This window comes from Caulobacter sp. AVps18 (assembly GCF_058681425.1).
Window position 1 is genome coordinate 137,985 of sequence record NZ_CM178737.1, and the last position, 22,958, is coordinate 160,942.

A 22,958-nucleotide genomic window follows, 5' to 3' on the forward strand; every position below is an offset into this window, starting at 1 on the left:
TCAACTGCCCCGATAGGTGGAATAGGCGAACGGCGACACCAGCAGCGGCACGTGCCAGTGCTGGGCCGTGTCAGAGACGGCGAAATCGATCACCACCACGTCCAGAAAGGGCGGATCACTCACCGCCGCGCCGCTGGCCGCGAAATAGGCCCCGACCGAGAACTCCAGGCGATAGCCGCCCACCGCAAGGGCCTCGCCCTCGACCAGTCGCGCACGGCCGTCGGCGTCTGTGCGGACCTGCGTCACCAGCGTCCCGTCACGCCGCGACACCCGCACGGCCACGTCGGCGGCAGGCTTCCCGGCAGCCGTGTCGAGGATATGGGTCGTCAGTCCGCTCATGGGCCGTCTTTCCTCTATCCGGGCCTTTGTCCAGGTTCGATGCTGGAACCGCCCGCAAGCCGTGTCCAGCGCCGCGCCCCCTGCGCGAACGCCGACCCTGGCCTTAGCCATGGAAGGCGGCGTCTGGTGCCTTTGGATCAGGCACATATAATAGATTTATTACTTACAGCGCCATGGGTCCATCGCGCGCCGGCGGGCGAAGATGCAAAAAGGCGTCGGCGCCGTTGCGTAAGGTTGGCAATAGACGCCCAACACCGCTAGCAACAGCCTTACAGCCCGCGAATGAGACGGGCCGCCTACAGACCTGCGCAGACGCCGAAGAGGACCAGTCGATGGACGAGGATTTCCGCAAAGCCGCTCTGGACTATCACCGTCTGCCGCGGCCCGGAAAACTGGCGATCGAAGCCACCAAGCGCATGGCCACCCAGCGCGATCTGGGCCTGGCCTACTCGCCCGGCGTCGCCGCCCCATGCGAAGCCATCGCCGCCGACCCTGACAAGGCTCGCGACTATACGGCCCGCGGCAATCTGGTGGCGGTGATCTCCAACGGCACCGCCGTGCTGGGCCTGGGCAATATCGGCCCGCTGGCCTCCAAGCCGGTGATGGAGGGCAAGGCCGTGCTCTTCAAGAAGTTCGCCGGCATCGACGTGTTCGACATCGAGGTCGACGCCGAGGATCCTGACCGGTTCATCGAGGTGGTGGCCGCCCTGGAGCCCACCTTCGGCGGCATCAATCTGGAAGACATCAAGGCCCCCGAGTGCTTCATCATCGAGCGCAAGCTGCGCGAGCGGATGAAGATCCCGGTCTTCCACGACGACCAGCACGGCACCGCCATCGTCTGCGCCGCCGCCGTTCGCAACGCTCTCGTGGTGCAAGGCAAGCAGCTGAAGGACGTCAAGCTGGTCACGTCCGGCGCCGGGGCCGCCGCCCTGGCCTGCGTGGACCTGCTGGTCTCAATGGGTCTGCCTGTCGAGAACGTCACGCTCACCGACATCAAGGGCGTCGTCTATGCCGGCCGCGATGACGACATGCTCGACAACATGGCCCGCTATGCGCGCCAAACCGACGCACGCACCCTGTCCGAAGTGCTGGCGGGTGCCGACATCTTCCTGGGGCTTTCGGCCCCGCGCGTGTTCAAGGCCGAGTGGTTGCCCCTGCTGGCGCCAAACCCGCTGATCCTGGCCATGGCCAATCCCGAGCCGGAAATCCTGCCCGAACTGGTGGTCGCGGCCCGTCCCGATGCGATCATGGCCACCGGCCGCAGCGACTATCCCAACCAGGTCAACAATGTCCTGTGCTTCCCCTTCATCTTCCGGGGGGCGCTGGACGTCGGCGCATCGGAAATCAATGAAGCCATGAAGGTGGCGGCCGTTGAGGCCATCGCCGAGCTGGCCCGGGCCGAAGCCTCCGAGGTGGTGGCCTCGGCCTATGGCGGCGTCGCCCCGATGTTCGGCGCGCAGTACATCATTCCCAAGCCCTTCGATCCGCGCCTGATCCTGCAGATCGCCCCGGCCGTGGCCCGCGCAGCCATGGATAGCGGCGTCGCCACCCGGCCGATCGCTGACTTCGACGCCTATCGCCAGGAGCTGGAGCTGTTCGTCTATCGCTCGGGCCAGTTGATGCGTCCGGTGTTCGAGCGCGCCCGCAAGGCCACCAAGGCCGCGCGTCCAACCGGTGGCATCCGCGTGGCCTATGCCGAGGGCGAGGACGAGCGCGTGCTTCGCGCCGTTCAGACCGTGCTCGACGAGGGCCTGGCCAAGCCCGTATTGATCGGCAAGCGCGAGACGATCATCGCCAAGTCTCTGGAGATGGGCCTGAGGCTGGACTTCGACAGCCGCGTCGAGATCCTCGACCCTGCCGCCGATACGGCATTGTTCACACCGCTGATCGAGCGCTATCAGGGGCTGGTCAGTCGCCGGGGCATTCCGCCCCTGGCTGCCGAACGCCGGGTCACCAACCGACGGACTGTCTCGGCCTCGATGCTGCTTCAGGCCGGCCACGTCGACGCGGCCCTTGTCGGCGGCAGCGGCGACTGGTGGCAGCACATGACCTACGTTCTGCCGATCATTCCCAAGCAGGAAAATGTGGGCCGGATCTACGCCCTCTCGGCGCTGATCCTCGACAACGGCACGCTGTTCTTCTGCGACACCCACGTCAATGTCGATCCGACCGCAGAACAGGTGGCCGAGATGACCCTGCTGGCCGCAGAGTCGGTGCGCCGCTTTGGCCTGACGCCCAAAGCCGCCCTGCTCTCGCACTCCAGCTTCGGGGCCAGCAATTCGCCGACCGCGCGCAAGATGCGCGACGCCCTGGCCATCGTTCGCGAAAAAGCCCCCGAGCTGGAAGTCGACGGCGAAATGCACGCCGACGCCGCGCTCTCCCAGGCCCTGCGCGACCGGCTGGTGCATGACAGCGCCCTGAAGGGCTCTGCCAACCTGCTGGTCATGCCGACCCTGGACGCCGCCAATATCGCCCTGACCCTGCTCAGCGCCGCGACCGAGGGCCTGCTGGTTGGGCCGGTACTGCTGGGTATGAGCCGGCCGCTGCACGTGCTGACCCCCAGCGTCACGGCACGCGGCATCGCCAACATGACCGCCCTGGCCGTGAACCAGGCTGCCGCCGAGCGCCTGGCTCGCAGCAGCTGAGGTCAAGACGCGAAAAGGCCCCGCGCGAAACCACCTGCAGCCCTGATGGGCGCAAGTGACTTCAGGCGGGGCCTGATTTCAGGAGAAATCGGGGCGGTCGCAATGCGCGGCCGCCCCATTTTCAATCCTTAGAGGATGCGCAGGTTACCGGCCGAGGTCTTGCCCGAGCGACGGTCCTGTTCCAGCTCGTAGCCGACTTGCTGGCCTTCGTTCAGGCCACGCAGGCCAGCACGTTCGACCGCCGAGATGTGAACAAACACATCGCCGCCGCCGTTGTCGGGCTGGATGAAGCCGAAGCCCTTGGTGGTGTTGAACCACTTGACGACGCCGGTACCGGCTTCGCCGCCGCCACCGCCCGAATAGCCGCCGCCGCGCGGGGCATCATAGCCGCCACCACGGGGCGCGTCATAACCGCCACGCGGGGAGTCGAAGCCGCGCGCCGCCGGACGACGGGGAGCCGACGGGGCAGCGCCCTGCCCGGTCACGCGCAGATTGCCGGCCGAGGTCTTGCCCGAGCGACGATCTTCTTCGAGTTCATAGGCGACCTGGTCGCCTTCGTTCAGGCCCGAAAGGCCCGACCGTTCAACCGCGGCGATGTGGACGAAAACGTCCTCGCCGCCATTTTCGGGCTGGATAAAGCCAAAGCCCTTGGCCGGGTTGAACCACTTAACGACACCGTTCGCCATCTTATCCTCAAAAACCTCTTCCGTGGGTCAGTTGCCGACCCACGCCTTCCATAGCATCTCATGACGCAAATCAAAGGATCGCGCCATGGGCTTTGAACGGAGATTCTCGAAGAACGATGCCGTAATCGCAGAAATTTTCGCTTTCGGCACAACCTTGGGGCGGTGATGCCGAAGTTTCGCATCGGCAAACAAGCGCCTCGAGACCGCCGATGCGGCACCGTCAGCCTAAAGTCTTGGGTGCGGGGACAGGATTTGAACCTGTGACCTTCAGGTTATGAGCCTGACGAGCTACCGGGCTGCTCCACCCCGCGGCGAAGAGGGTAGTTTGTGATCGTGTTGGTAGGGGGACTTTGAAGTACGACTTGCTGTAACGACATCCTTTTAGCGGACCTGGCGGCGACCTACTCTCCCGCGCCTTGAGACGAAGTACCATTGGCCCTGGGGGACTTAACGACCGAGTTCGGAATGGGATCGGGTGGGGAACCCCCGGCATAGCCACCAGGTCAGCAAAAAGGATGCGTGCGGTGCGCCAAACTCAAGAGAGTGAGAAGCACCGGTTATATCAAGTCGAAGAAGACATCGTATGTCTGATGCTACAAAGAGCATTTGCATAGGTTTGGCTGAAGAACGATCAAGCCTATCGAGCTATTAGTACCAGTAAGCTACACGCCTCACAGCGCTTCCACACCTGGCCTATCAACGTGGTGGTCTTCCACGGCTCTCAGCGAGACCTTGTTTTGAGGTTAGTTTCCCGCTTAGATGCTTTCAGCGGTTATCTAGTCCACACTTAGCTACCCTGCTGCACAGCTGGCGCCATGACAGGTCCACCAGAGGTGTGTCCATCCCGGTCCTCTCGTACTAGGGACAGATCCTCTCAAGTCTCGTACACCCACGGCAGATAGGGACCAAACTGTCTCACGACGTTCTGAACCCAGCTCACGTACCACTTTAATCGGCGAACAGCCGAACCCTTGGGACCTGCTCCAGCCCCAGGATGTGATGAGCCGACATCGAGGTGCCAAACTTTGCCGTCGATATGGACTCTTGGGCAAAATCAGCCTGTTATCCCTAGAGTACCTTTTATTCGTTGAGCGATGGCCCTTCCACGCAGGACCACCGGATCACTATGGCCGACTTTCGTCTCTGCTCGACTTGTCAGTCTCGCAGTCAGGCGGGCTTATGCCATTGCACTCGACGACCGATTTCCGACCGGTCTGAGCCCACCATCGCGCGCCTCCGTTACACTTTGGGAGGCGACCGCCCCAGTCAAACTGCCCGCCACGCCATGTCCCGGACCCGGATAACGGGCCGCGGTTAGACGTCAACAACAATAAGGGTGGTATTTCAAGGATGGCTCCCCCGGAACTGGCGCCCCGGATTCATAGCCTCCCACCTATCCTACACATGTTGTTGCTAACGCCAAGGCGAAGCTGCAGTAAAGGTTCATAGGGTCTTTCCGTCTGACCGCGGGAACCCCGCATCTTCACGGGGAATTCAATTTCGCTGAGCCCATGCTGGAGACAGTGGGGAAGTCGTTACGCCATTCGTGCAGGTCGGAACTTACCCGACAAGGAATTTCGCTACCTTAGGACCGTTATAGTTACGGCCGCCGTTTACCTGGGCTTCAGTTCGCTGCTTGCACAACTCCCTTTAACCTTCAGGCACCGGGCAGGCGTCAGACCCTATACGTCGCCTTACGGCTTCGCAGAGCCCTGTGTTTTTGATAAACAGTCGCTACCCCCTGGCCTGTGCCACTCTACTCTGGTTGCCCAAAGCAGAGTCACGCTTATCCCGAAGTTACGCGTGCAATTTGCCGAGTTCCTTCAGCATGGTTCTCTCAAGCGCCTTGGTATACTCTACCTGCCCACCTGTGTCGGTTTCGGGTACGGTCTCCGTTGGAGTTATTTCCAGGGACCTGTTCACTGCCCAGAGCAATCCAATAAGCCTAGACAATTTACCAGATCCGTCACTTCCAACTGGTTCAGGAATATTCACCTGATTCCCATCGACTACGCCTTTCGGCCTCGCCTTAGGGGCCGACTAACCCTGCGCAGATTAGCTTTACGCAGGAACCCTTGGGCTTTCGGCGAGAGTGTCTCTCACACTCTTTATCGCTACTCATGTCAGCATTCTCACTTCCGATACCTCCAGCAAGGCTCACGCCTCACCTTCAACGGCTTACGGAACGCTCCGCTACCGCGTGCTTACGCACACCCATACCTTCGGCGTCTGGCTTGAGCCCCGTTACATTTTCCGCGCAGGTTCGCTTGACCAGTGAGCTGTTACGCTTTCTTTAAATGATGGCTGCTTCTAAGCCAACATCCTGGTTGTCAAAGCAAACCCACATCGTTTCCCACTTAGCCAGAACTTGGGGGCCTTAGATGATGGTTAGGGTTGTTTCCCTTTTCACGACGGACGTTAGCACCCGCCGTGTGTCTCCCAGATATCTCTCTTGGGTATTCGGAGTTTGATTAGAATTGGTAGAGATCGCTCCCCCCGCATCCATTCAGTGCTCTACCCCCCAAGGAGTCCGTCTGAGGCACTACCTAAATAGTTTTCGCGGAGAACCAGCTATGTCCAGGTTTGATTGGCCTTTCACCCCTATCCACAAGTCATCCGAGAATTTTTCAACATTCACCGGTTCGGTCCTCCAGTAAGTGTTACCTTACCTTCAACCTGCTCATGGATAGATCACCTGGTTTCGGGTCGTCATGCGACGTACTTATTCGCCCTATTCAGACTCGCTTTCGCTGCGCCTACACCTAACGGCTTAAGCTTGCACGGCACATGAAGTCGCTGACCCATTATACAAAAGGTACGCCGTCACCACGCGCGGTGGCTCCGACTGCTTGTAGGCTTCCGATTTCAGGATCTGTTTCACTCCCCTTGTCGGGGTGCTTTTCACCTTTCCCTCACGGTACTTGTTCACTATCGGTCATTGAGGAGTACTTAGGCTTGGAGGGTGGTCCCCCCATGTTCAGACAGGATTTCACGTGTCCCGCCCTACTCGAGTCTGTCGCTATTTGACGCTTACGGGGCTATCACCCACTATGGCCGACCTTTCCAAGTCGTTCAGCTTTATGTCACGACAGCACTGGCCTGGTCCCGGTTCGCTCGCCACTACTACGGGAGTCTCGGTTGATGTCCTTTCCTCCAGGTACTGAGATGTTTCAGTTCCCTGGGTTTGCTTAATGGAGCCTATGTATTCAGCCCATTATACCTCTTCTGACCATCCAATCCTGGCCCCGACCGAAGTCGAAGCTAAGTTGGGTGACCATAAAGGTGGGTTTCCCCATTCGGAAATAGCCGGATCAAAGGGTGCTCGCGCCTCCCCGGCTCTTATCGCAGCGTGCCACGTCCTTCATCGCCTCTCAATGCCAAGGCATCCGTCAGAAGCCCTTATGCGCTTGATCGTTCTCAGCAAAACCCATGCGCTTACCCTCTAGGGAGGGCTCGCATGCGCTTTGTATTTGTCAGACATTTGATGTCTTCTTCAAAGTCCGCCCTAAAACCAGCTGCATCCCCAAGGGGAGATACAGACGGCGGGAGAACCCTACCTTCACGATGTCATTTCGTAGCTCACGCGCGGCCCAAAAGGCGGGGCGCAAGCTACAAACTTGATCATTCCTCGATCGCGTTACCAACACCTCCGGATGAAGTGATGGTGGAGCCAGACGGATTCGAACCGACGACATCCTGCTTGCAAAGCAGGCGCTCTACCAACTGAGCTATGGCCCCTCACCAACGGTGAGTTGCTTTGCCCAGGAGAGCCTGGTCGGTACGTGTCCGCGCTTCAGGGGGAGAGTGGTAGGCCCGACAAGATTTGAACTTGTGACCTCACGCTTATCAAGCGTGCGCTCTAACCAACTGAGCTACGGGCCCATAGGCCGCATAGACCAAATTCCATCCGTAAAGATGGAACCCGTTCCTGGGCTCGCGATCGCCTCAATAACCTGATCGGTTATCAAGGAGTGGAAAGAGAAACGAAGACGGCGGCGATCCGCTCATCTGTATATTTTAGACGTCTCAATAAGGCCGAAACCTTGGAGAGACAGTCCTTAGAAAGGAGGTGATCCAGCCGCAGGTTCCCCTACGGCTACCTTGTTACGACTTCACCCCAGTCGCTGACCCTACCGTGGTCGCCTACCTCCCTTACGGGTTAGCGCAGCGCCTTCGGGTAGAGCCAACTCCCATGGTGTGACGGGCGGTGTGTACAAGGCCCGGGAACGTATTCACCGCGGCATGCTGATCCGCGATTACTAGCGATTCCAACTTCATGCACTCGAGTTGCAGAGTGCAATCCGAACTGAGACGACTTTTAGGGATTGGCTCCCCCTCGCGGGATTGCAGCCCTCTGTAGTCGCCATTGTAGCACGTGTGTAGCCCACCTTGTAAGGGCCATGAGGACTTGACGTCATCCCCACCTTCCTCCGGCTTACCACCGGCGGTCCTATTAGAGTGCCCAGCCAAACCTGATGGCAACTAATAGCGAGGGTTGCGCTCGTTGCGGGACTTAACCCAACATCTCACGACACGAGCTGACGACAGCCATGCAGCACCTGTGTCCCAGTCCCCGAAGGGAAAACCACATCTCTGTGGCGGTCCGGGCATGTCAAAAGGTGGTAAGGTTCTGCGCGTTGCTTCGAATTAAACCACATGCTCCACCGCTTGTGCGGGCCCCCGTCAATTCCTTTGAGTTTTAATCTTGCGACCGTACTCCCCAGGCGGAGTGCTTAATGCGTTAGCTGCGTCACCGACATGCATGCATGCCGACAACTAGCACTCATCGTTTACAGCGTGGACTACCAGGGTATCTAATCCTGTTTGCTCCCCACGCTTTCGAGCCTCAGCGTCAGTAACGGACCAGTATGTCGCCTTCGCCACTGGTGTTCTTCCGAATATCTACGAATTTCACCTCTACACTCGGAGTTCCACATACCTCTTCCGTACTCAAGATAGCCAGTATCAAAGGCAATTCCAAGGTTGAGCCCTGGGCTTTCACCTCTGACTAAACTATCCGCCTACGCTCCCTTTACGCCCAGTAATTCCGAGCAACGCTAGCCCCCTTCGTATTACCGCGGCTGCTGGCACGAAGTTAGCCGGGGCTTCTTCTCCGGGTACCGTCATTATCGTCCCCGGTGAAAGAATTTTACAATCCTAAGACCTTCATCATTCACGCGGCATGGCTGCGTCAGGCTTTCGCCCATTGCGCAAGATTCCCCACTGCTGCCTCCCGTAGGAGTTTGGGCCGTGTCTCAGTCCCAATGTGGCTGATCATCCTCTCAGACCAGCTAAGGATCGTAGCCTTGGTGGGCCTTTACCCCACCAACTAGCTAATCCTACGCGGGCCGCTCTAATGGCGATAAATCTTTCCCCCGAAGGGCTTATCCGGTATTAGCTCAAGTTTCCCTGAGTTGTTCCGAACCAAAAGGCACGTTCCCACGTGTTACTCACCCGTCCGCCACTAATCCCGAAGGATCCGTTCGACTTGCATGTGTTAGGCCTGCCGCCAGCGTTCGCTCTGAGCCAGGATCAAACTCTCAGGTTGAGTTGACCGCTAACACAGACTTCAATTCCAAGGGGAAAACCGAGGAATTGGTTCTGGTTTGCATAGTATCTTGACGAGTTCCCAATCACATCGATGAATTGAAAGCCGAAGCCTTCAGTCCAATGATATTCATGGTGTCTTCAAGAGACCGCATTTTGTCAGCGTTCGAGATGAACCTTTTCAGTCCATCGCCAGAGCGCCGCCGCCTGCGTTTCTCTTTCCAAATCAACAATGTCAAAGACCCAGAGCCGAAGCTCCCAGAACCGCCTCTCAGCAGCACCACCGTTTAGCGCCCGGTGTCGGCGGAGGCGGCTATCTAGCGAACCTCGAATTCCATGTCAAATCGTTTTTTTCAAAACTTTCTGACTTTCTCAACACGACCAGCCCGAGGGCAGATCCCGAAGAGTTGGCAGCTTCTAAAGAAACCACCAAATCCAGTCAACCGATTTCTTCAAAGAAAAACTTAGAAGATACAGCAACCAGATCTTCGAAATACTTGGAAACTCTTGAAGAGCCTCTTTCGTATCTCAAGGAGGGCGGCTTCTACCGAAGCCGAATTCTCCTGTCAACCGAATGTCTTGATTTCATTTCCGACCCGGCAAGCGCCGCACCAAAGACAAAACCGGAGGCCAAAGCGCGCCCGAGGGGAGCGCTTGTCATTTCCGTGACAGATTCGATTGAGGCTGCGAAACTTAGAGACCTGTCTTCCGAAAAGCAAGACCCTAAGACCAAGGTTTCGGCCGACCGGCGCGTTTGCCCCGAAGCGAGGGGCGGCTTCTAAGGGGCGCCCGGCGGACTCGCAAGCGCGAAGTCGGCCAAATATCCCCAGACACCCCATTGAGCTGTGCACGGAAGCTTGCACGTCGGCTTCTCCTCCCCCAGAAGTCGGGATTAGAGGAGTATCGGCGTCCATGTTGTCCCAGAAAGCGCGTTATGCGCTGCGCGCGATGATCGAACTGGCCCGCGAAGACGGGCAAGTCACCGCCGGCGAACTTTCGACGCGGGCCGATGCGCCGCGCAAGTTCCTGGAGGCCATCCTTCTTACACTGGCGCGCCAGGGCCTGGTGATCAGCCGGCGCGGCAAGTTCGGTGGCTATCTATTAGGCCATCCGCCCGAGGCGATCAGCTTCGCCGAGGTGATCCGCCTGGTCGATGGCCCCCTGGCCCTGGCCCCCTGCGTCAGCCGCACGGCGTTCCGTCGCTGCGAAGATTGCCGCGATCTGGCCACCTGCGCCCTGCGCGAGGCCCTGCTGAAAGCCCGCGACGCCACGGCCGCCGTTCTGGAAGGCTACAGCCTTGCCGATGCGGTCAAGGGCGAGGGCGCCGAACTGCTCGGCGGCTGAACCCGCAGGCTCCCCTCCCCCTCTCTCTATAGTGTGGCAGGCTCTATAGCTCAGCCCGCCGCGATATAGGCCTTGAGACCCTCGGCCTCGGCCTGAGCCTCATTGATCTTGTACTTCACCAGGTCGCCGATCGAGATGATCCCCACCAGCCGGCCGCTCCGCACCACGGGAAGGTGGCGGATCCGCCGGTCGCTCATCCGCTCCAGCAGAACGTCGACCGACTCTTCGGGCTGAGCGAAGATCACCTGCGCGCTCATGCAGGCGGTGATCGGTTTGGTCAGGGCGCTGGCCCCCTCCTTGGCGATCACCCGCACGATGTCGCGTTCGGAAAGAATGCCGACAATGGCCTCGTCGGCGTCGACAATGACCATGGCCCCCACCCGTCGCGAGTGAAGCAGGGCAGCGGCGGCGCCCACCGTTTCCTGCGGCGAGGCGGTGAAAACGAGATCGCCCTTGTCTTTAAGGATCTGAGAAACCAGCACTGCGCATCTCCCTTTATGTTTTCTTTTGTGGGGAGAGGGTCTCGCAAAGCGGCTGCGGGATCAATGGGTCTCTCGTCTTCCCGCTAGCGCGGCGAACGGCCCGATCAGCAGCGCACCAGCGACGAAGCCGAACAGGTGCGCCTGCCAGGCGATCTTGCCCAGCCCCATGAACTCGCCTGCCACCGCCAGGACCAGATTAACGACAAGCCAGCCCAGGGCGAGTGACGCTGCCCGTGGTGCCCAGGGCGGGCTGAGTCGCCCCGGCTGATCGAGAAGGCGCGCGGCGGCGCCCATCAGACCGGCCACCGCGCCAGAGGCGCCGACGACAGGGTCGAGCGAGGTGGGATAGAGCGCCACGTGCCCCAGTCCCGAGAGGACGCCGCACACCAAATAGAAGAGCACGAAGACAGCCCCGCCCCGCGCCCCTGTTCCCAGCAACCGGGCGACGGGCGTACCGAAGGCCAGGGCGAAGGCGGCGTTCATCGCCGCATGGGTCCAGCCGCTGTGCACGACGTTGAAGGTCACCAGTCCCGCAAGCTCACCTGCCGTTACCCGGGCCGGCACGAGCGCCAGTCCATAGAGTGTCGCATCGCTGGCACCCGACAACAGAAGGTGCGGAACCAGAATACTGGCCACCGCCAGCAGCGGCGGCCAGGGCGTATTGAAGAGGGGTTCGCGGCGGTCCTGGGTCATCACGCTCTCATATAGGACGCGCCGCTCCACATCGGAGTCGCACCCTGCGCGTGCTTAACCATTTTGCGAGACCTTAGCGCTAGACCTGAGCCGGTACGAACTTGGCGCAAGGGTGATCTGCACCCCACGTCGGCAGTCGCGGAGCCCTCCATGGCCTGGCATCGAAAGAGCATGATCGGCATCGGCGCGTGGACCACCGCCGCCGCCCTGAGCCTTGGAGCCCTGTCTGCGGCCCCGGCCTTCGCCCAGACCATGACCACCAACTCGGCCTCGTTCAATGCCGGCTATGGCCGCATCTCCGGCCAGGAAAACCGGGTCGTCGACTATTCCACCCGCGACGCCAACGGCAACCGGATCATCGTCGACGGCGTGATGCTGACCGGCGCCGACCAAAGCGTCTATTCGTCCAGCAATTCTTCGGGCTCGCTCGACTCCTATTCGGGCGTCGGGGGCCTGGGCGGCTACAGCGGCTCCACGGCGATCGGCAACAACCTGACCGTCATCACGCAAGGCAACAACAACACCGTCATCGTCAATTCCAGCCAGGTGAACACCGGCAATATCACGGCGGGATCGACGACAAACGGCGGGGTCTCCAATGGGAAGTAAACGCGTCACCTTCATTCTGGCGACTCTGGCCTGCAGCGCCCTGACGGCCTGCGCCAGCGTTCCGGCCGTCTCGACCGCAGGCAACTATGCCACGCCGATCGGCACGGCACCGGTCACGGCCAATCCGACCGACTATTCCACCGCCCTGGTGTGCCTCAACCAGTACGCCAAGCAGAACAAGATCATCGCGCCGCGCGTCGCCATCGGCCGCATCGCTGACTATACCGGCAAAGAAGAGTCTGACGGCTCGGGCCGCAAGGTCACGCAAGGTGCCTCGCTGCTGGCCATGACCGCTTTCGCCAAGGCGGGCATGCCGATGGTCGAGCGCTTCGACACCTCGGTTTCCGAATTCGAGCTGAAATATTCCAACAACAAGCTGATCAGCGACCGCCCCGCCCCCGGCGCGGATGTGCCGGCCGACTATCGCCGCATCCTGGCGGGTCAGGTGCCCGGCTCTGACTTCTATGTGGTCGGCGGGATCACCGAGCTGAACTACAATATCCGCTCGGCCGGGGTGGACGCCTATGCCGGCGACAAGGACACCGACGGCCTGAAGGGCAATTTCAAGCGCCGGGTGTTCGTGATGAACATCGCGCTGGACCTGCGCCTGGTAAACACCCGCACCCTGGAAGTGGTCGATGTGGTCGCCTACCAGAAGCAGGTCGTGGGCCGCGAGATCAGCGTCGGCGTGTTCGACTTCCTGAACGGCAACATCTTCGACATCTCCGGCGGCCGCGGCGCGCTGGAGCCGATCCAACTAGCGGTGCGGGCGCTGATCGAGCGCTCGGTCGTCGAATTCAGCGCCAATCTCTACGGCATGCCCGGCCCGCAGGGCTGCATGTCCTACGATCCGATGGGCGACGCCACAGTGGGCCAGACGGGCGCTTTCGTGCCCGCCTACAACAATCTGGGAACCAACAATGCGCAGACCCGCGAAGACCCGTCTCGCTGGAACGCTCGCCGCGATCCCGATATGCGCGATCCTGAGCGGGGTCGCTACTAGCCAGACGACCAGCCCGGTCCTGAACAACCAGATCAATCTCGGAGACGTGTTCTCCGAGCAGACCCTGAACGTCCAGACCGTCAGCGAAGGCTTCACGGCCACCACCACCGCCCCGGCCAACAGCGCCCAGGTGTCTGTGCAGGACGCCGACGCCACCATGACGTCCAATCAGGACAATTCCGGCGTGGCGCGGGCTCACGGTGTGGTCAACCTGACCGGCGTTGCCGGTGCCGGCAGCAACATGACCACGGTGGCGGCCGGCAATTCGGGCACGGCGGCGGCGGTCGGCGGCACGCTTTCGGCCTTCATGGTGCAGCGGAACCTGGCGGCGGTGACGGCGCGCAGCCAGCTGGAAGCCGACGACGCCGAGATCGCGGATGTCTCGATCTCCACCCTGGCCAGCGGCAATACCCAGGGCCTGACTTTGGTCAACGGCTCGGCCGGCGCACGCATCACCCAGAACAACCAGGCCGATGTCCTGGCCGACGGCGGCGCGGTCGTGCGCCATGTCACCGGCACGGCCGCCATCTCCGGCGTGGCGACCGCCAACAACATCACGCTGTCAGGCTCGGAGCAGTCTGCTGCGCGGGTCATCATCGACCAGGCCAATACCTCGGCGGTCACCCAGGCCAGCAAGTTCGCCGCCTATGGCAACAGCTATCTGACCAGCACGGCGGCCACCGCTAGCGGCAACAATCTTTCGGCCAGCAATGAAGGCCCCCTGCTGGACGTCGCCTCGCACCAGTACAATACCGCCTATGTACGGGCCCAGGCCGAGGAAACCTCGTACCAGTTCGGTGGTGCCCAGGTGGTCGCGCAAGGCGTCGGCAACTCGGCCATGATCGGCAACTACGGCCAGGCCATCGTGCTGGACAACGTCCAGACCAATGACGGCGGCGGGGTCGAGGTCATTGCCAGCTTCAGCGGCGACAGCGGCTATGACGCCGTCAGCACCGCCACGGCGATGGGCAACGCCGTCACCGGCTATTCCTGCTCGCTCTGCAGCGGAACGATGAGCGTCAACAACACCCAGGCCAACAATGTCGATGTCGCTGCGCGCAGTACCGTGACGGTGGGCCGCTCTGGCCGCTCGATTGTCGGCGTCAGCACCGCAACGGGCAATAACGCCAGCTTCTACGTCAGCTCGCCGGGGAACTGAGGCCCCTAAGCCGGTCGCCGGCCACGCGACGCCTGGCCTGGTCGCCCCACTGGGCCACGCGGGTCAACAGTTCGCGCGGATCGATCGGTTTGCCGACATGGTCGTCCATGCCCTGGGCGCGATAGAAGGCCACCTGATCAGCCAGTACATTGGCCGTCAGGGCGATGATCGGCAGGCGCGAGGCGGCGCCGTCCAGCGCCCGGATCGCGCGGGTAGCGGCAAGGCCGCCCATCACCGGCATCCGCACATCCATCAGCACCAGGTCGTGGTCGCCCGAGATCACCGCCTCAAGCGCCTCGGCGCCGTTGCGGGCCAGGTTCACCTCGTGTCCGGCGGCGCGCAGAATGGCGCCGATCAGCTCGCGATTGGCTTCGTTGTCGTCAGCGACCAGCAGGCGCAGGCCCAGGACGGGTTCGGCAGGCCGGGTCGCGGGCGCGGCGACCACCGCCTGCGCCACGGGCAGATCCAGCACGCACCAGAAGCGCGCGCCCTCGCCCGCCGTACTGTCCACGCCGATCTGGCCGCCCATCATCTCGATCAGCTGGCGGGTAATGGTCAGGCCAAGGCCTGTGCCGCCATAGTGGCGCGCCACATCGGCTCCGGCCTGGGCGAAACGGTCAAAAACCGTGGCGAGCATGGCCTCGGGCACCCCGACACCGGTGTCTGACACTGCCAATTCCAGCCGCGCCACGGCAGGATCGTCGTGATCCAGCCGGGTGACCGACAGGCTGACAGAGCCCTCGCCTGTGAACTTCACCGCATTGCCCAGCAGGTTCAGCAGCACCTGGCGCAGACGCTCGGGGTCGCCCAGCACCCAGTCGGGGCAGGCCTCGTCGAGCGCGACCTCCAGATCCAGCCCCTTGGTCGAAGCCTGCACCTCGACGATCCCGGCCGCCTGCACCAACAGCTCGCCCAGATGGAACGGTCGCGCCGCCAGAGTGACGCCGCCGGCCTCCAGCTTGGACAGGTCCAGCACGTCATTCAGCGTCGACATCAGGGCCGAGCCGGCGTCCTGGATGCGGTCCAGCCGGCCGCGTTGCTCTGAGCTCAGTTCACTGTCGGCGAGCAGGCCGGCAAAGCCGATGACGCTGGTCAGGGGGGTGCGGAGTTCGTGGCTCATATTGGCCAGGAAGGCCTGACGGACTCGCATGGCGCTTTCGGCGCGCTCGCGGGCCTCACCCAGCGCCTCGCGCGCCTCGACTTCCTCGGTGACGTCCACCGCATTGAGCAGCAGGCAGGGTTCGCCGCTCACGGGGTCACGGGTCAGGCGCAAGTCAACGCTGTGCCAGCGCTCGCCGGCGGACGTCGCCAGAAGGTGCGAACCCGAGGCTGACTCGCCCGCGAGCGCTGCCTTCAACAGGGCCTGGCCCGCTGCGGCGTCGACGAACGCCGAGACAAAAGAAGGCTCGGGAATGGCTGCCATGGCGGCAGGATTGCCGAACAAGCGCTGGCCCTGCGGGTCGAGCAACCCGACCAGAACGGCCGTATGGTGCAGGGCCTCGACGGCGCGCTGCTCCTCGGTGCCGATCTCGACGGGGTCCGCCTCGAACAGCATCCCCAGCCCGCCATTGGTCAGGGTCACAGCCGAGATGGCCGTGCGCACAGCCAACGGCGCGCCATTGGGATAGAAGGTCCATCGGTCCTGCACGGTCTCGCCCAGCAGGATACGGTCGCGGATGGCGTCCATACGAATGCGCACCGCCAGCGACTGGTCGGAGAAATCTCGCTCCAGAAGCTCGGCAAGGCTGCCGGCACCCCACAGGTCCAGAGCCGCGCGATTGGCGTAGACCTTGCGCTTGCGCTGGTCGTCAAAAACCCAGACCGGCCTACGCAAACGCTCATAGCCGTCCACCGCGAACGGCAGACGACCTGCGGCCGCGGAAATGTCGGAGATCGACGACACGGTGAGCACTTTTTCTCCTGAAGACGAATTTCGATAGCAAGTTCAGACTTGGCGGCGTGTTAACGGGCGATTTTGTCGCGGCGCACACAAACCGCCTCTTCCAGTACATGGGGCCTGATTTAGGCGTTTCTTCGCCGCTATCCCTGATATACGCCCCCTGCTCCGCGACAATCCGACGCTTCCGAGAACGATTACCTATGGCTTCCCCACCCCGCGCGCCGATCCTGGCCCTCAAGGATGTCCGACTTGCCGACGGGGCCAAGCCGCTGTTCGATGGCGTCGACCTGGCACTGGAGCCCCGCATCCGCGCCTGCCTTGTGGGTCGCAACGGCGCCGGCAAGTCCACCTTGCTGAAGATCCTGGCCGCACAGGGCGCCGAACCCGACAGCGGCGAGCGCTCGATGCAGCCGGGTGCCAAGATCATCTTCGTCAGCCAGGAGCCCGACATCACGGGCGACACCCTGCTGGACTACTGCACGGCCGGCGGCGCCGAAGACTATGAGGCCCAGGCGACCCTGGCCGACTTTGGCCTGGATCCGGAGAAGGGCACGCAGGGCCTGTCGGGCGGGGAGCGTCGTCGCGCCGCCCTGGCCCGCGCCTTCGCCGAGCAGCCCGACGTGCTGCTACTGGACGAGCCGACCAACCACCTGGACATCTTCGCCATCCAGACCCTGGAAGAGGAACTGGCCAGTTCCAAGTGCGCGGCCCTGATCGTCAGCCACGACCGCGCCTTCCTCAACCGCGTCACCCAGCGCACCTTCTGGCTGGAACACCGCAAGGTGCGCCGCCTCGACAAGGGCTTTGCCGAGTTCGAGGTCTGGAGTGAACAGGTTCTGGCCGCCGAGGCCGACGAGGAACGTCGCCTCAACAAGCAGCTGGAAAAGGAAAACGCCTGGCTGGCGCGCGGCGTCCAGGGTCGCCGGGCCCGCAACGAAGGCCGCCGTCGCGCTCTGATGGAGCTGCGCGGCCAGAAGAAAGACCTGCAGGGCGACAAGCGCGGCGCGATCTACATGGCCGTCGAGACCGCTGCAATCTCGGGCAAGAAGGTGGTCGAGGCCAAGGGCGTGACCAAGCGCTTTGGCGACCGGGTGATCATTGAGGACTTCTCGACCCGCATCCTGCGCGGCGACCGCGTGGCGCTGGTGGGCCCTAACGGCGCAGGCAAGACCACCCTGGTGCGGATGCTGCTGGGCGAAATCCCCATCGACGCCGGCACGGTGACCCTGGGGACCAATCTCGAAATCTCCTATGTCGACCAGAACCGCATGGCGCTGTCGGAGAAGATGACCCTGTGGGACTTCCTGACCCCCGGGGGCGGCGACTCCATCCTGGTGCGCGGCCAGCCCAAGCATGTGGCGGCCTACGCCAAGGACTTCCTGTTCACCGAGGCCCAGCTGCGTCAGCCGGTCACCAGCCTGTCGGGCGGTGAGCGCAACCGCCTGCTGCTGGCCCGGGCCCTGGCCTCACCCACCAACCTGATGGTGCTCGACGAACCGACCAACGATCTCGACATGGACACCCTGGACCTGCTCGAGGAACTGCTGGCCGACTTCGAGGGCACGCTGATCCTGGTCAGCCACGACCGGGACTTCATCGACCGGCTGGCGACCTCGACCATCGCCATGAACGGCCATGGCGCGGTGCTGGAAACGCCCGGCGGCTGGACCGACCTGATCGACCAGAGCCCCGACTTCTTCAAGGGTGCGCGCGGTGCCGCCGGCGACTTCGCCACCGGGACCGGCTCGCACAAGGCTGTCGTGGCCCCGCCGCCGCCGCCCCGCAAGGTCGGCAAGCTGTCCTACAAGGACCAGCGCCGGTTTGAAGAGTGCGAGGCCCTGATCGCCGCCAGCCCCAAGATCATCGCCGATCTTGAGAAAAAACTGGAAGACTCCGGCTTCTACGCCCGTGATCCGGCCGGCTTCGACAAGGTCATGAAGGCCATCGACAAGGCCCGCGCCGACCTGGCCACGGCCGAAGAAGACTGGCTGGCCCTGGAAGAAAAACGCGAGTCCATGGCGGGCTGACGCCGGTTCACCTGCCGCGTGGTGCAATGTCGAAGCGCACCACGCTGCGCGAGTGTGTTTCGATCTCAACCGAATATTGGCCTTTCGACGTGACAGTATGTCGAAACGACCAAAGGACGGCGGGGGCGATGACAGCAGCCGGAGAGACGAGCGACACGCGCCGCCAGAACCTGGTTCTGGCGGTTCTGCTCGTGATCTACCTGGCCAGCCTGGCCTTCTATGACCTCAAGACCCGCGGCCCCACCGGCATGCCGGCCCTGTGGCCCTGCAACGCCCTGATCGCGGCCGGCTTGCTGCATCTGCGGTCGTGGCGGCCGGGGGCGATGATCGCAATCTGTGCGGTCAGCGGACTGGCGATGCACTTGGCGGCCGGCGATCCGCTCAGCGTCGCCGTGATCTATGTCTGCAGCGACACGGTTGAAGCCATCCTGATGGCGGCCATCGTCCGCCGCGTCCTGCATCGTGCGCCCTTCGTCCGCAACCTGCGCAGCGCCTTGCTGATCGTGGCCTCGGCCGCGCCGATCGCTGCGGTCACTGCCCTGGTCGGCTCAGCGCTTTGCGCGGTCGCTACCGATGAGAGCCTGTTCAACTATCTGGGCGACTGGGCGTCCTCGACCGTCCTGGGACAGGCCGTGACCTTGCCGGCGGCCCTGATCCTTCTGGATCGCAACACGGAAACGGCGTTCCGAAAGCCAATCTGGATGACCGTCGCGCTCTATAGCCTCGTTGCGCTGACGACGGTGGTGGCGTTCAAAAGCAAAAGCCATCCCATGCCGTTCCTGATCTTCCCGGTCGCCATGCTCGCGGCATTCCAGCTGGGACCCAAGAGCGCGGCCTGGAGCGCCCTGATCGTGGCCACAGTCGCTGCGTCCCTGACCCTGTCGGGATTTGGCCCCGCCAGGGTCGACGTCGTCTGGGCCCAGCCAGACCGGTTCCGGATGGTCCAGGCCTTCGTGATCACCGTCTTCTTCACCAGCCTGGCCGCAGCTCTGGTGCTGGCCAAGCAATACCGTATGAAACGCCTGATGACCCGCCGCCAGGCCACCGCTCGGGCGGCCCGCGCCCGGGCCCAGGCCGCCAGCCTGGCCAAGACCGAGTTCCTGGCCACCATGAGCCACGAGATCCGCACGCCGCTCAACAGCATCCTGGGCTTCGCCGACCTTCTGGGCCGCACCGAGACGCTGTCGCCCGAAGGCCTGCGCAAGCTGGAGCTGATCGCCAGCGCCGGGGGATCTCTGGTCACGATCGTTAACGACGTGCTCGACTTCTCGCGGATCGAGGCGAGCCGGGTCGACCTGGACCTGCGCCCTGCCTGCCCGCGCGCGCTGCTGGAGGACGCGGCGGCGATCATCGCCCCCGAAGCCCGCGCCAAGGGCCTGACCCTGACCATCGACACTGGGCAGGGCGAGGGCATCTATCTCCTCGACGAAAGCCGCCTTCGGCAGGTGCTGCTGAACCTGCTCAACAACGCCGTGAAATTCACGGAAACCGGCACCATTGCGGTGACCCTGTCTGTCACCCGCGACGAAAGCGGCGAGGTGCTGGGCGTGGACATCGCCGACACCGGCATTGGCATAACGCCCGAGCAGCAGGAGCGACTGTTCCTGCGCTTCTCCCAGGCCGACAGCTCGATCCGCCGCAACTTTGGCGGCACGGGCCTCGGCCTGGCCATCTGCAAGGCGCTGGTGGGCCTGATGGGGGGCGAGATCGGCGTGAGCAGCACGGCGGGCGAGGGCTCGACGTTCTCGATCCGCTTGCCGGTCCAGGCCGTAGCGCCCCTGGTCGCCGAGGTCGCGACCGAGGCCGACGGCCCTGCAGCCCGCATCCTGCTGGTCGACGACCACCCCATGAACCGCGAACTGGGCAAGGCCATTCTGGAACTGGCCGGCTGCGCCGTGCAGACCGCCGAAGACGGCGACGAGGCGGTGCGCATGGCCGGCGAGGGCGGCTTCGACGTCATCCTGATGGACATCCATATGCCGCGGATGGATGGCCTGGCCGCCAGCCGCGCGATCCGCGCCCTGCCCGGCCCGGCGGGCCGGACGCCGATCATCGCGCTGAGCGCCGACGTCATGCCCCACCAGATCGAACGCTGCCGACGCGCGGGCATGGTCGACCATGTGGCCAAACCCATCGAACGTGACGCGCTCTATGCCGCCATCAATCGTTGCATGAGCGGTGCACCCATGGCGGCCTGACACCCCTGCCTCGCGGTTCGCCGCGCCACTCGCCGGAAACTTGAATTATAACAAGGGCTGTGCATGCTCGGACCGCGCCGGCAAACGCGTTCGAAAACGACGAGACGGTGACTACCGGCCCCGGGGGCCGACGCTGCGGCAAACCGCCACAGAAGCGTTAATCCCGGCAACCGTGAGACGCTGCGAGCGTATTGAACGCAAGGGACGGGACGGGCATGCGGCACCAGTTGGCAAGGCAGGAGCAGCGACGGCAGAACATTCTGCTGCTGACTTCGGTCGTCGCCATAGTCGCCAGCCTGGTTTTCAGCGAACTTCTGACCCGCACGCCGCTGGACATCGCCACCTTCTGGCCGGCCAACGCCCTGCTGGCCCTTGGCCTGATGGTTTTGAACGGCTGGCGCCGAACCGCCCTGACGGTCACGGTCTTTGGTTTTCATATGGCCATCTGCCTGCTGGTGGGCGATGAACTGTGGCAGGCGCTCGTCTACACGCTGACGGATACGGCCGAGGCCTACGCGGTCTGGATTGTGACCCGCAAGGCGTGGGGCGGCATGCCTCGGGTCAGAACCATGCGCCAGCTGGCGCTCATGGTGGCGATGGGCGCGCCGATCACCCTGATCACCGCGATCATTTGTGCGAGCGCCCTGTTCTTCGTCGATGGCCGTCCCTTCCTGGACGTCCTCTGGGCATGGTTTGCGAGGACGGCACTGGGCCTGGCGGTCGTTTTGCCCGCATCGCTTGTCCTGATTGACGCCGAACACCGACGGAACTTCCGACGGTCGCTGAATGAGCGGTTGGCGCTCTACGCCCCCATCACGCTCATGACGATCGCAGCATTCTATCCGGGTGGGATCTTGCCCCCGTTCATGATCTTCCCCTTCGCCATGCTCGCCGTGTTCCGGCTTGGCGCGCGGGGCGCGGCGGAATCCTCGTTGATCGTGGCGTGTATCGCGATCCCGCTCGCCACCCAGTTTGGCAGCGACGTGCTCAGTGCTCGCCTGGGTGCGGCGAACCCCACCAGGGTCGTCCAGCTCTTTGTCGCTCTGATGTTCGGCACCAGCCTGGCCACCGGACTTGCCCTTGCGCAACAGGAGCGACTGAAACGACTTCTGGTGCGGCGCGAGCATTTGACCCGCGCGGCCCGCGCCCGCGCCCTGGCCGCCACCGAAGCCAAGACCGAGTTTCTGGCTACCATGAGCCATGAAATCCGCACACCGCTGAACAGCGTGCTGGGCTTTGCTCAGTTACTGGCCGCACGCGCTGACCTGCCGCCCGACGCCCAGAGACAGGTCAATCTGATCGACTCGGCCGGCGGCGCCCTGCTGACCGTGGTCAACGACATCCTCGATTTCTCGCGGGTCGAGTCCGGCCAGGTCGAGCTGCTGCCCCAGCCCATCTCAGCCTCGGCCCTGCTGCGTGACACGGCGGCGATCATGGCACCCGAGGCAAGGGCCAAGGGCCTGGCCCTGAATGTCGAGGTGATCGACCCCATCGACGCCCTGCACGACCTTGACGACGCGCGGCTGCGCCAGGTGCTGTTGAACCTCCTCAACAACGCCGTGAAGTTCACCGAGACCGGGCGGATCGATGCGCGCCTGATCATCGAACCCGGTGACGGCGAAGACCGCCTGCGGTTCGAGATCGTCGACACCGGCGTTGGCGTGGCGGTCGACAAGCAACCTCTGCTGTTCCAGCGCTTCTCACAGGTCGACAGCTCGGCCAGCCGCACCTATGGCGGCGCGGGGCTTGGCCTGGCGATCAGCCGGGCGCTGGTCGAGCTGATGGGGGGCAAGATCGGCGTCGACAGCGTGCCGGGGCGTGGCTCATGCTTCTGGATCGAGATCGTCGCGCCCCTAGCCGAGCCGCTGGCCCTGACCGAAACCCGCGCCACACCTGCGCCCGCGCCCAGTGCGGCGCGTATCCTGCTGGTCGACGACCACCCGATGAACCGCGAGATCGGCGTGGCCCTGCTGGCCCTGGCCGGCTGCAAGGTCGATACCGCCGAGGACGGCAACCAGGCGGTCGAGGCCGCCAGCAAGGGCCAGTACGACATCATTCTGATGGATATCCACATGCCCCTGATGGACGGCCTGGCCGCCACCCGGGCGATCCGGGCCCTTCCGGGACGCGCCGGCAAGGTTCCGATCGTGGCCATGAGCGCCGACGCTCTGCCACAGCAGGTCGAGCGGTGTTACGCCGCCGGCATGGTCGATCATATCGCCAAGCCGGTCCAGCGCGAGGTGCTGTACGCCAAGGTGGAGCGCTGGCTGACCGCTCCGCCGCTCGGTGCCGAAACCTGATCACCGTTCTCTCTTGGAAGACGCCG

12 protein-coding genes, 3 tRNA genes, 3 rRNA genes and 2 pseudogenes are annotated in these 22,958 nt (G+C 63.1%); 8 read left to right on the forward strand and 12 right to left on the reverse strand.

All coding sequences use genetic code 11. From position 1 onward, the window contains the following. The gene (gene uraH, locus ACW179_RS00590; protein WP_492061902.1) at positions 1-339 is read right to left on the reverse strand and encodes a hydroxyisourate hydrolase; all 339 of its coding nucleotides are present in this window, start codon (positions 337-339) and stop codon (positions 1-3) included. Between the two features lie 332 nt (positions 340-671). Between uraH and ACW179_RS00595 the strand changes: the two genes are divergently transcribed. Further along, on the forward strand, positions 672-2,984 hold the full coding sequence (locus ACW179_RS00595; RefSeq protein WP_492061904.1) for an NADP-dependent malic enzyme: 2,313 nt from the start codon (positions 672-674) through the stop codon (positions 2,982-2,984). Between the two features lie 128 nt (positions 2,985-3,112). Here the strand turns inward: ACW179_RS00595 and ACW179_RS00600 are convergent. The 8 genes and pseudogenes from ACW179_RS00600 to ACW179_RS00635 all read right to left on the reverse strand — a co-directional run. Then, positions 3,113-3,313 (reverse strand): annotated as a pseudogene (locus ACW179_RS00600) (cold-shock protein); the annotation flags it as partial. A gap of 153 nt (positions 3,314-3,466) precedes the next feature. After that, positions 3,467-3,670, reverse strand: a pseudogene (locus tag ACW179_RS00605) (cold-shock protein); the annotation flags it as partial. 234 nt (positions 3,671-3,904) lie between these two features. Then, positions 3,905-3,981 (reverse strand) — tRNA-Met (locus ACW179_RS00610). A 77-nt stretch (positions 3,982-4,058) separates the two neighbouring features. Beyond that, positions 4,059-4,173, reverse strand: a 5S ribosomal RNA gene (gene rrf / locus ACW179_RS00615). Between the two features lie 124 nt (positions 4,174-4,297). Next, positions 4,298-7,083 (reverse strand): 23S ribosomal RNA (locus ACW179_RS00620). Positions 7,084-7,332: 249 nt separating this feature from the next. After that, positions 7,333-7,408: transfer RNA gene (locus tag ACW179_RS00625), tRNA-Ala, on the reverse strand. 67 nt (positions 7,409-7,475) lie between these two features. Beyond that, positions 7,476-7,552 (reverse strand) — tRNA-Ile (locus ACW179_RS00630). Between the two features lie 180 nt (positions 7,553-7,732). Next, positions 7,733-9,218 (reverse strand): 16S ribosomal RNA (locus ACW179_RS00635). The 16S, 23S and 5S rRNA genes sit together here with 3 tRNA genes alongside, the layout of an rRNA operon. Positions 9,219-10,129: 911 nt before the next feature. Here ACW179_RS00635 and ACW179_RS00640 point away from each other — a divergent pair. Next, positions 10,130-10,561 (forward strand): RrF2 family transcriptional regulator, encoded by a 432-nt coding sequence (locus tag ACW179_RS00640; protein ID WP_492061906.1) that lies wholly within the window; start codon positions 10,130-10,132, stop codon positions 10,559-10,561. A 50-nt stretch (positions 10,562-10,611) separates the two neighbouring features. Here ACW179_RS00640 and ACW179_RS00645 read toward each other — a convergent pair whose 3' ends face one another. After that, the gene (locus tag ACW179_RS00645; RefSeq protein WP_492061909.1) at positions 10,612-11,043 is read right to left on the reverse strand and encodes a CBS domain-containing protein; all 432 of its coding nucleotides are present in this window, start codon (positions 11,041-11,043) and stop codon (positions 10,612-10,614) included. A gap of 60 nt (positions 11,044-11,103) precedes the next feature. Further along, the gene (locus ACW179_RS00650; protein WP_492061911.1) at positions 11,104-11,736 is read right to left on the reverse strand and encodes a rhomboid family intramembrane serine protease; all 633 of its coding nucleotides are present in this window, start codon (positions 11,734-11,736) and stop codon (positions 11,104-11,106) included. A gap of 150 nt (positions 11,737-11,886) precedes the next feature. Between ACW179_RS00650 and hfaA the strand changes: the two genes are divergently transcribed. From hfaA to hfaD, 3 genes are read left to right on the forward strand one after another with little or no spacing between them, the layout of a single operon-like run. Next, positions 11,887-12,345 carry a holdfast anchoring protein HfaA gene (hfaA, locus tag ACW179_RS00655; RefSeq protein ID WP_492061913.1) on the forward strand — a complete coding sequence of 153 codons (459 nt, stop codon included), beginning with the start codon at positions 11,887-11,889 and terminating at the stop codon, positions 12,343-12,345. After that, entirely contained in the window at positions 12,335-13,348 is a 1,014-nt protein-coding gene (gene hfaB / locus ACW179_RS00660) for a holdfast anchoring protein HfaB (protein ID WP_492061916.1), read from the forward strand. Before hfaA ends, hfaB begins: the two co-directional genes overlap by 11 nt. Further along, positions 13,266-14,507: a holdfast anchor protein HfaD gene (gene hfaD / locus ACW179_RS00665; RefSeq protein WP_492061918.1), complete on the forward strand. Its 1,242-nt coding sequence runs from the start codon at positions 13,266-13,268 to the stop codon at positions 14,505-14,507. The genes hfaB and hfaD overlap by 83 nt, the downstream gene beginning before the upstream one ends. On the opposite strand, the gene ACW179_RS00670 is transcribed toward hfaD, so the two are convergent. Further along, complete coding sequence (locus ACW179_RS00670; RefSeq protein WP_492061920.1) at positions 14,488-16,419, reverse strand: hybrid sensor histidine kinase/response regulator; 1,932 nt, start codon at positions 16,417-16,419, stop codon at positions 14,488-14,490. The genes hfaD and ACW179_RS00670 overlap by 20 nt on opposite strands. A gap of 188 nt (positions 16,420-16,607) precedes the next feature. On the opposite strand from ACW179_RS00670, the gene ACW179_RS00675 reads away from it, so the two are divergent. From ACW179_RS00675 to ACW179_RS00685, 3 genes are all read left to right on the forward strand, one after another. Continuing rightward, entirely contained in the window at positions 16,608-18,434 is a 1,827-nt protein-coding gene (locus tag ACW179_RS00675; RefSeq protein ID WP_492061922.1) for an ABC-F family ATP-binding cassette domain-containing protein, read from the forward strand. 128 nt (positions 18,435-18,562) lie between these two features. Beyond that, positions 18,563-20,632, forward strand: coding sequence for an ATP-binding protein (locus ACW179_RS00680; RefSeq protein WP_492061924.1), 2,070 nt, complete (start codon positions 18,563-18,565; stop codon positions 20,630-20,632). 215 nt (positions 20,633-20,847) lie between these two features. Further along, complete coding sequence (locus tag ACW179_RS00685; protein ID WP_492061926.1) at positions 20,848-22,932, forward strand: hybrid sensor histidine kinase/response regulator; 2,085 nt, start codon at positions 20,848-20,850, stop codon at positions 22,930-22,932. Positions 22,933-22,958: the final 26 nt, after the last annotated feature.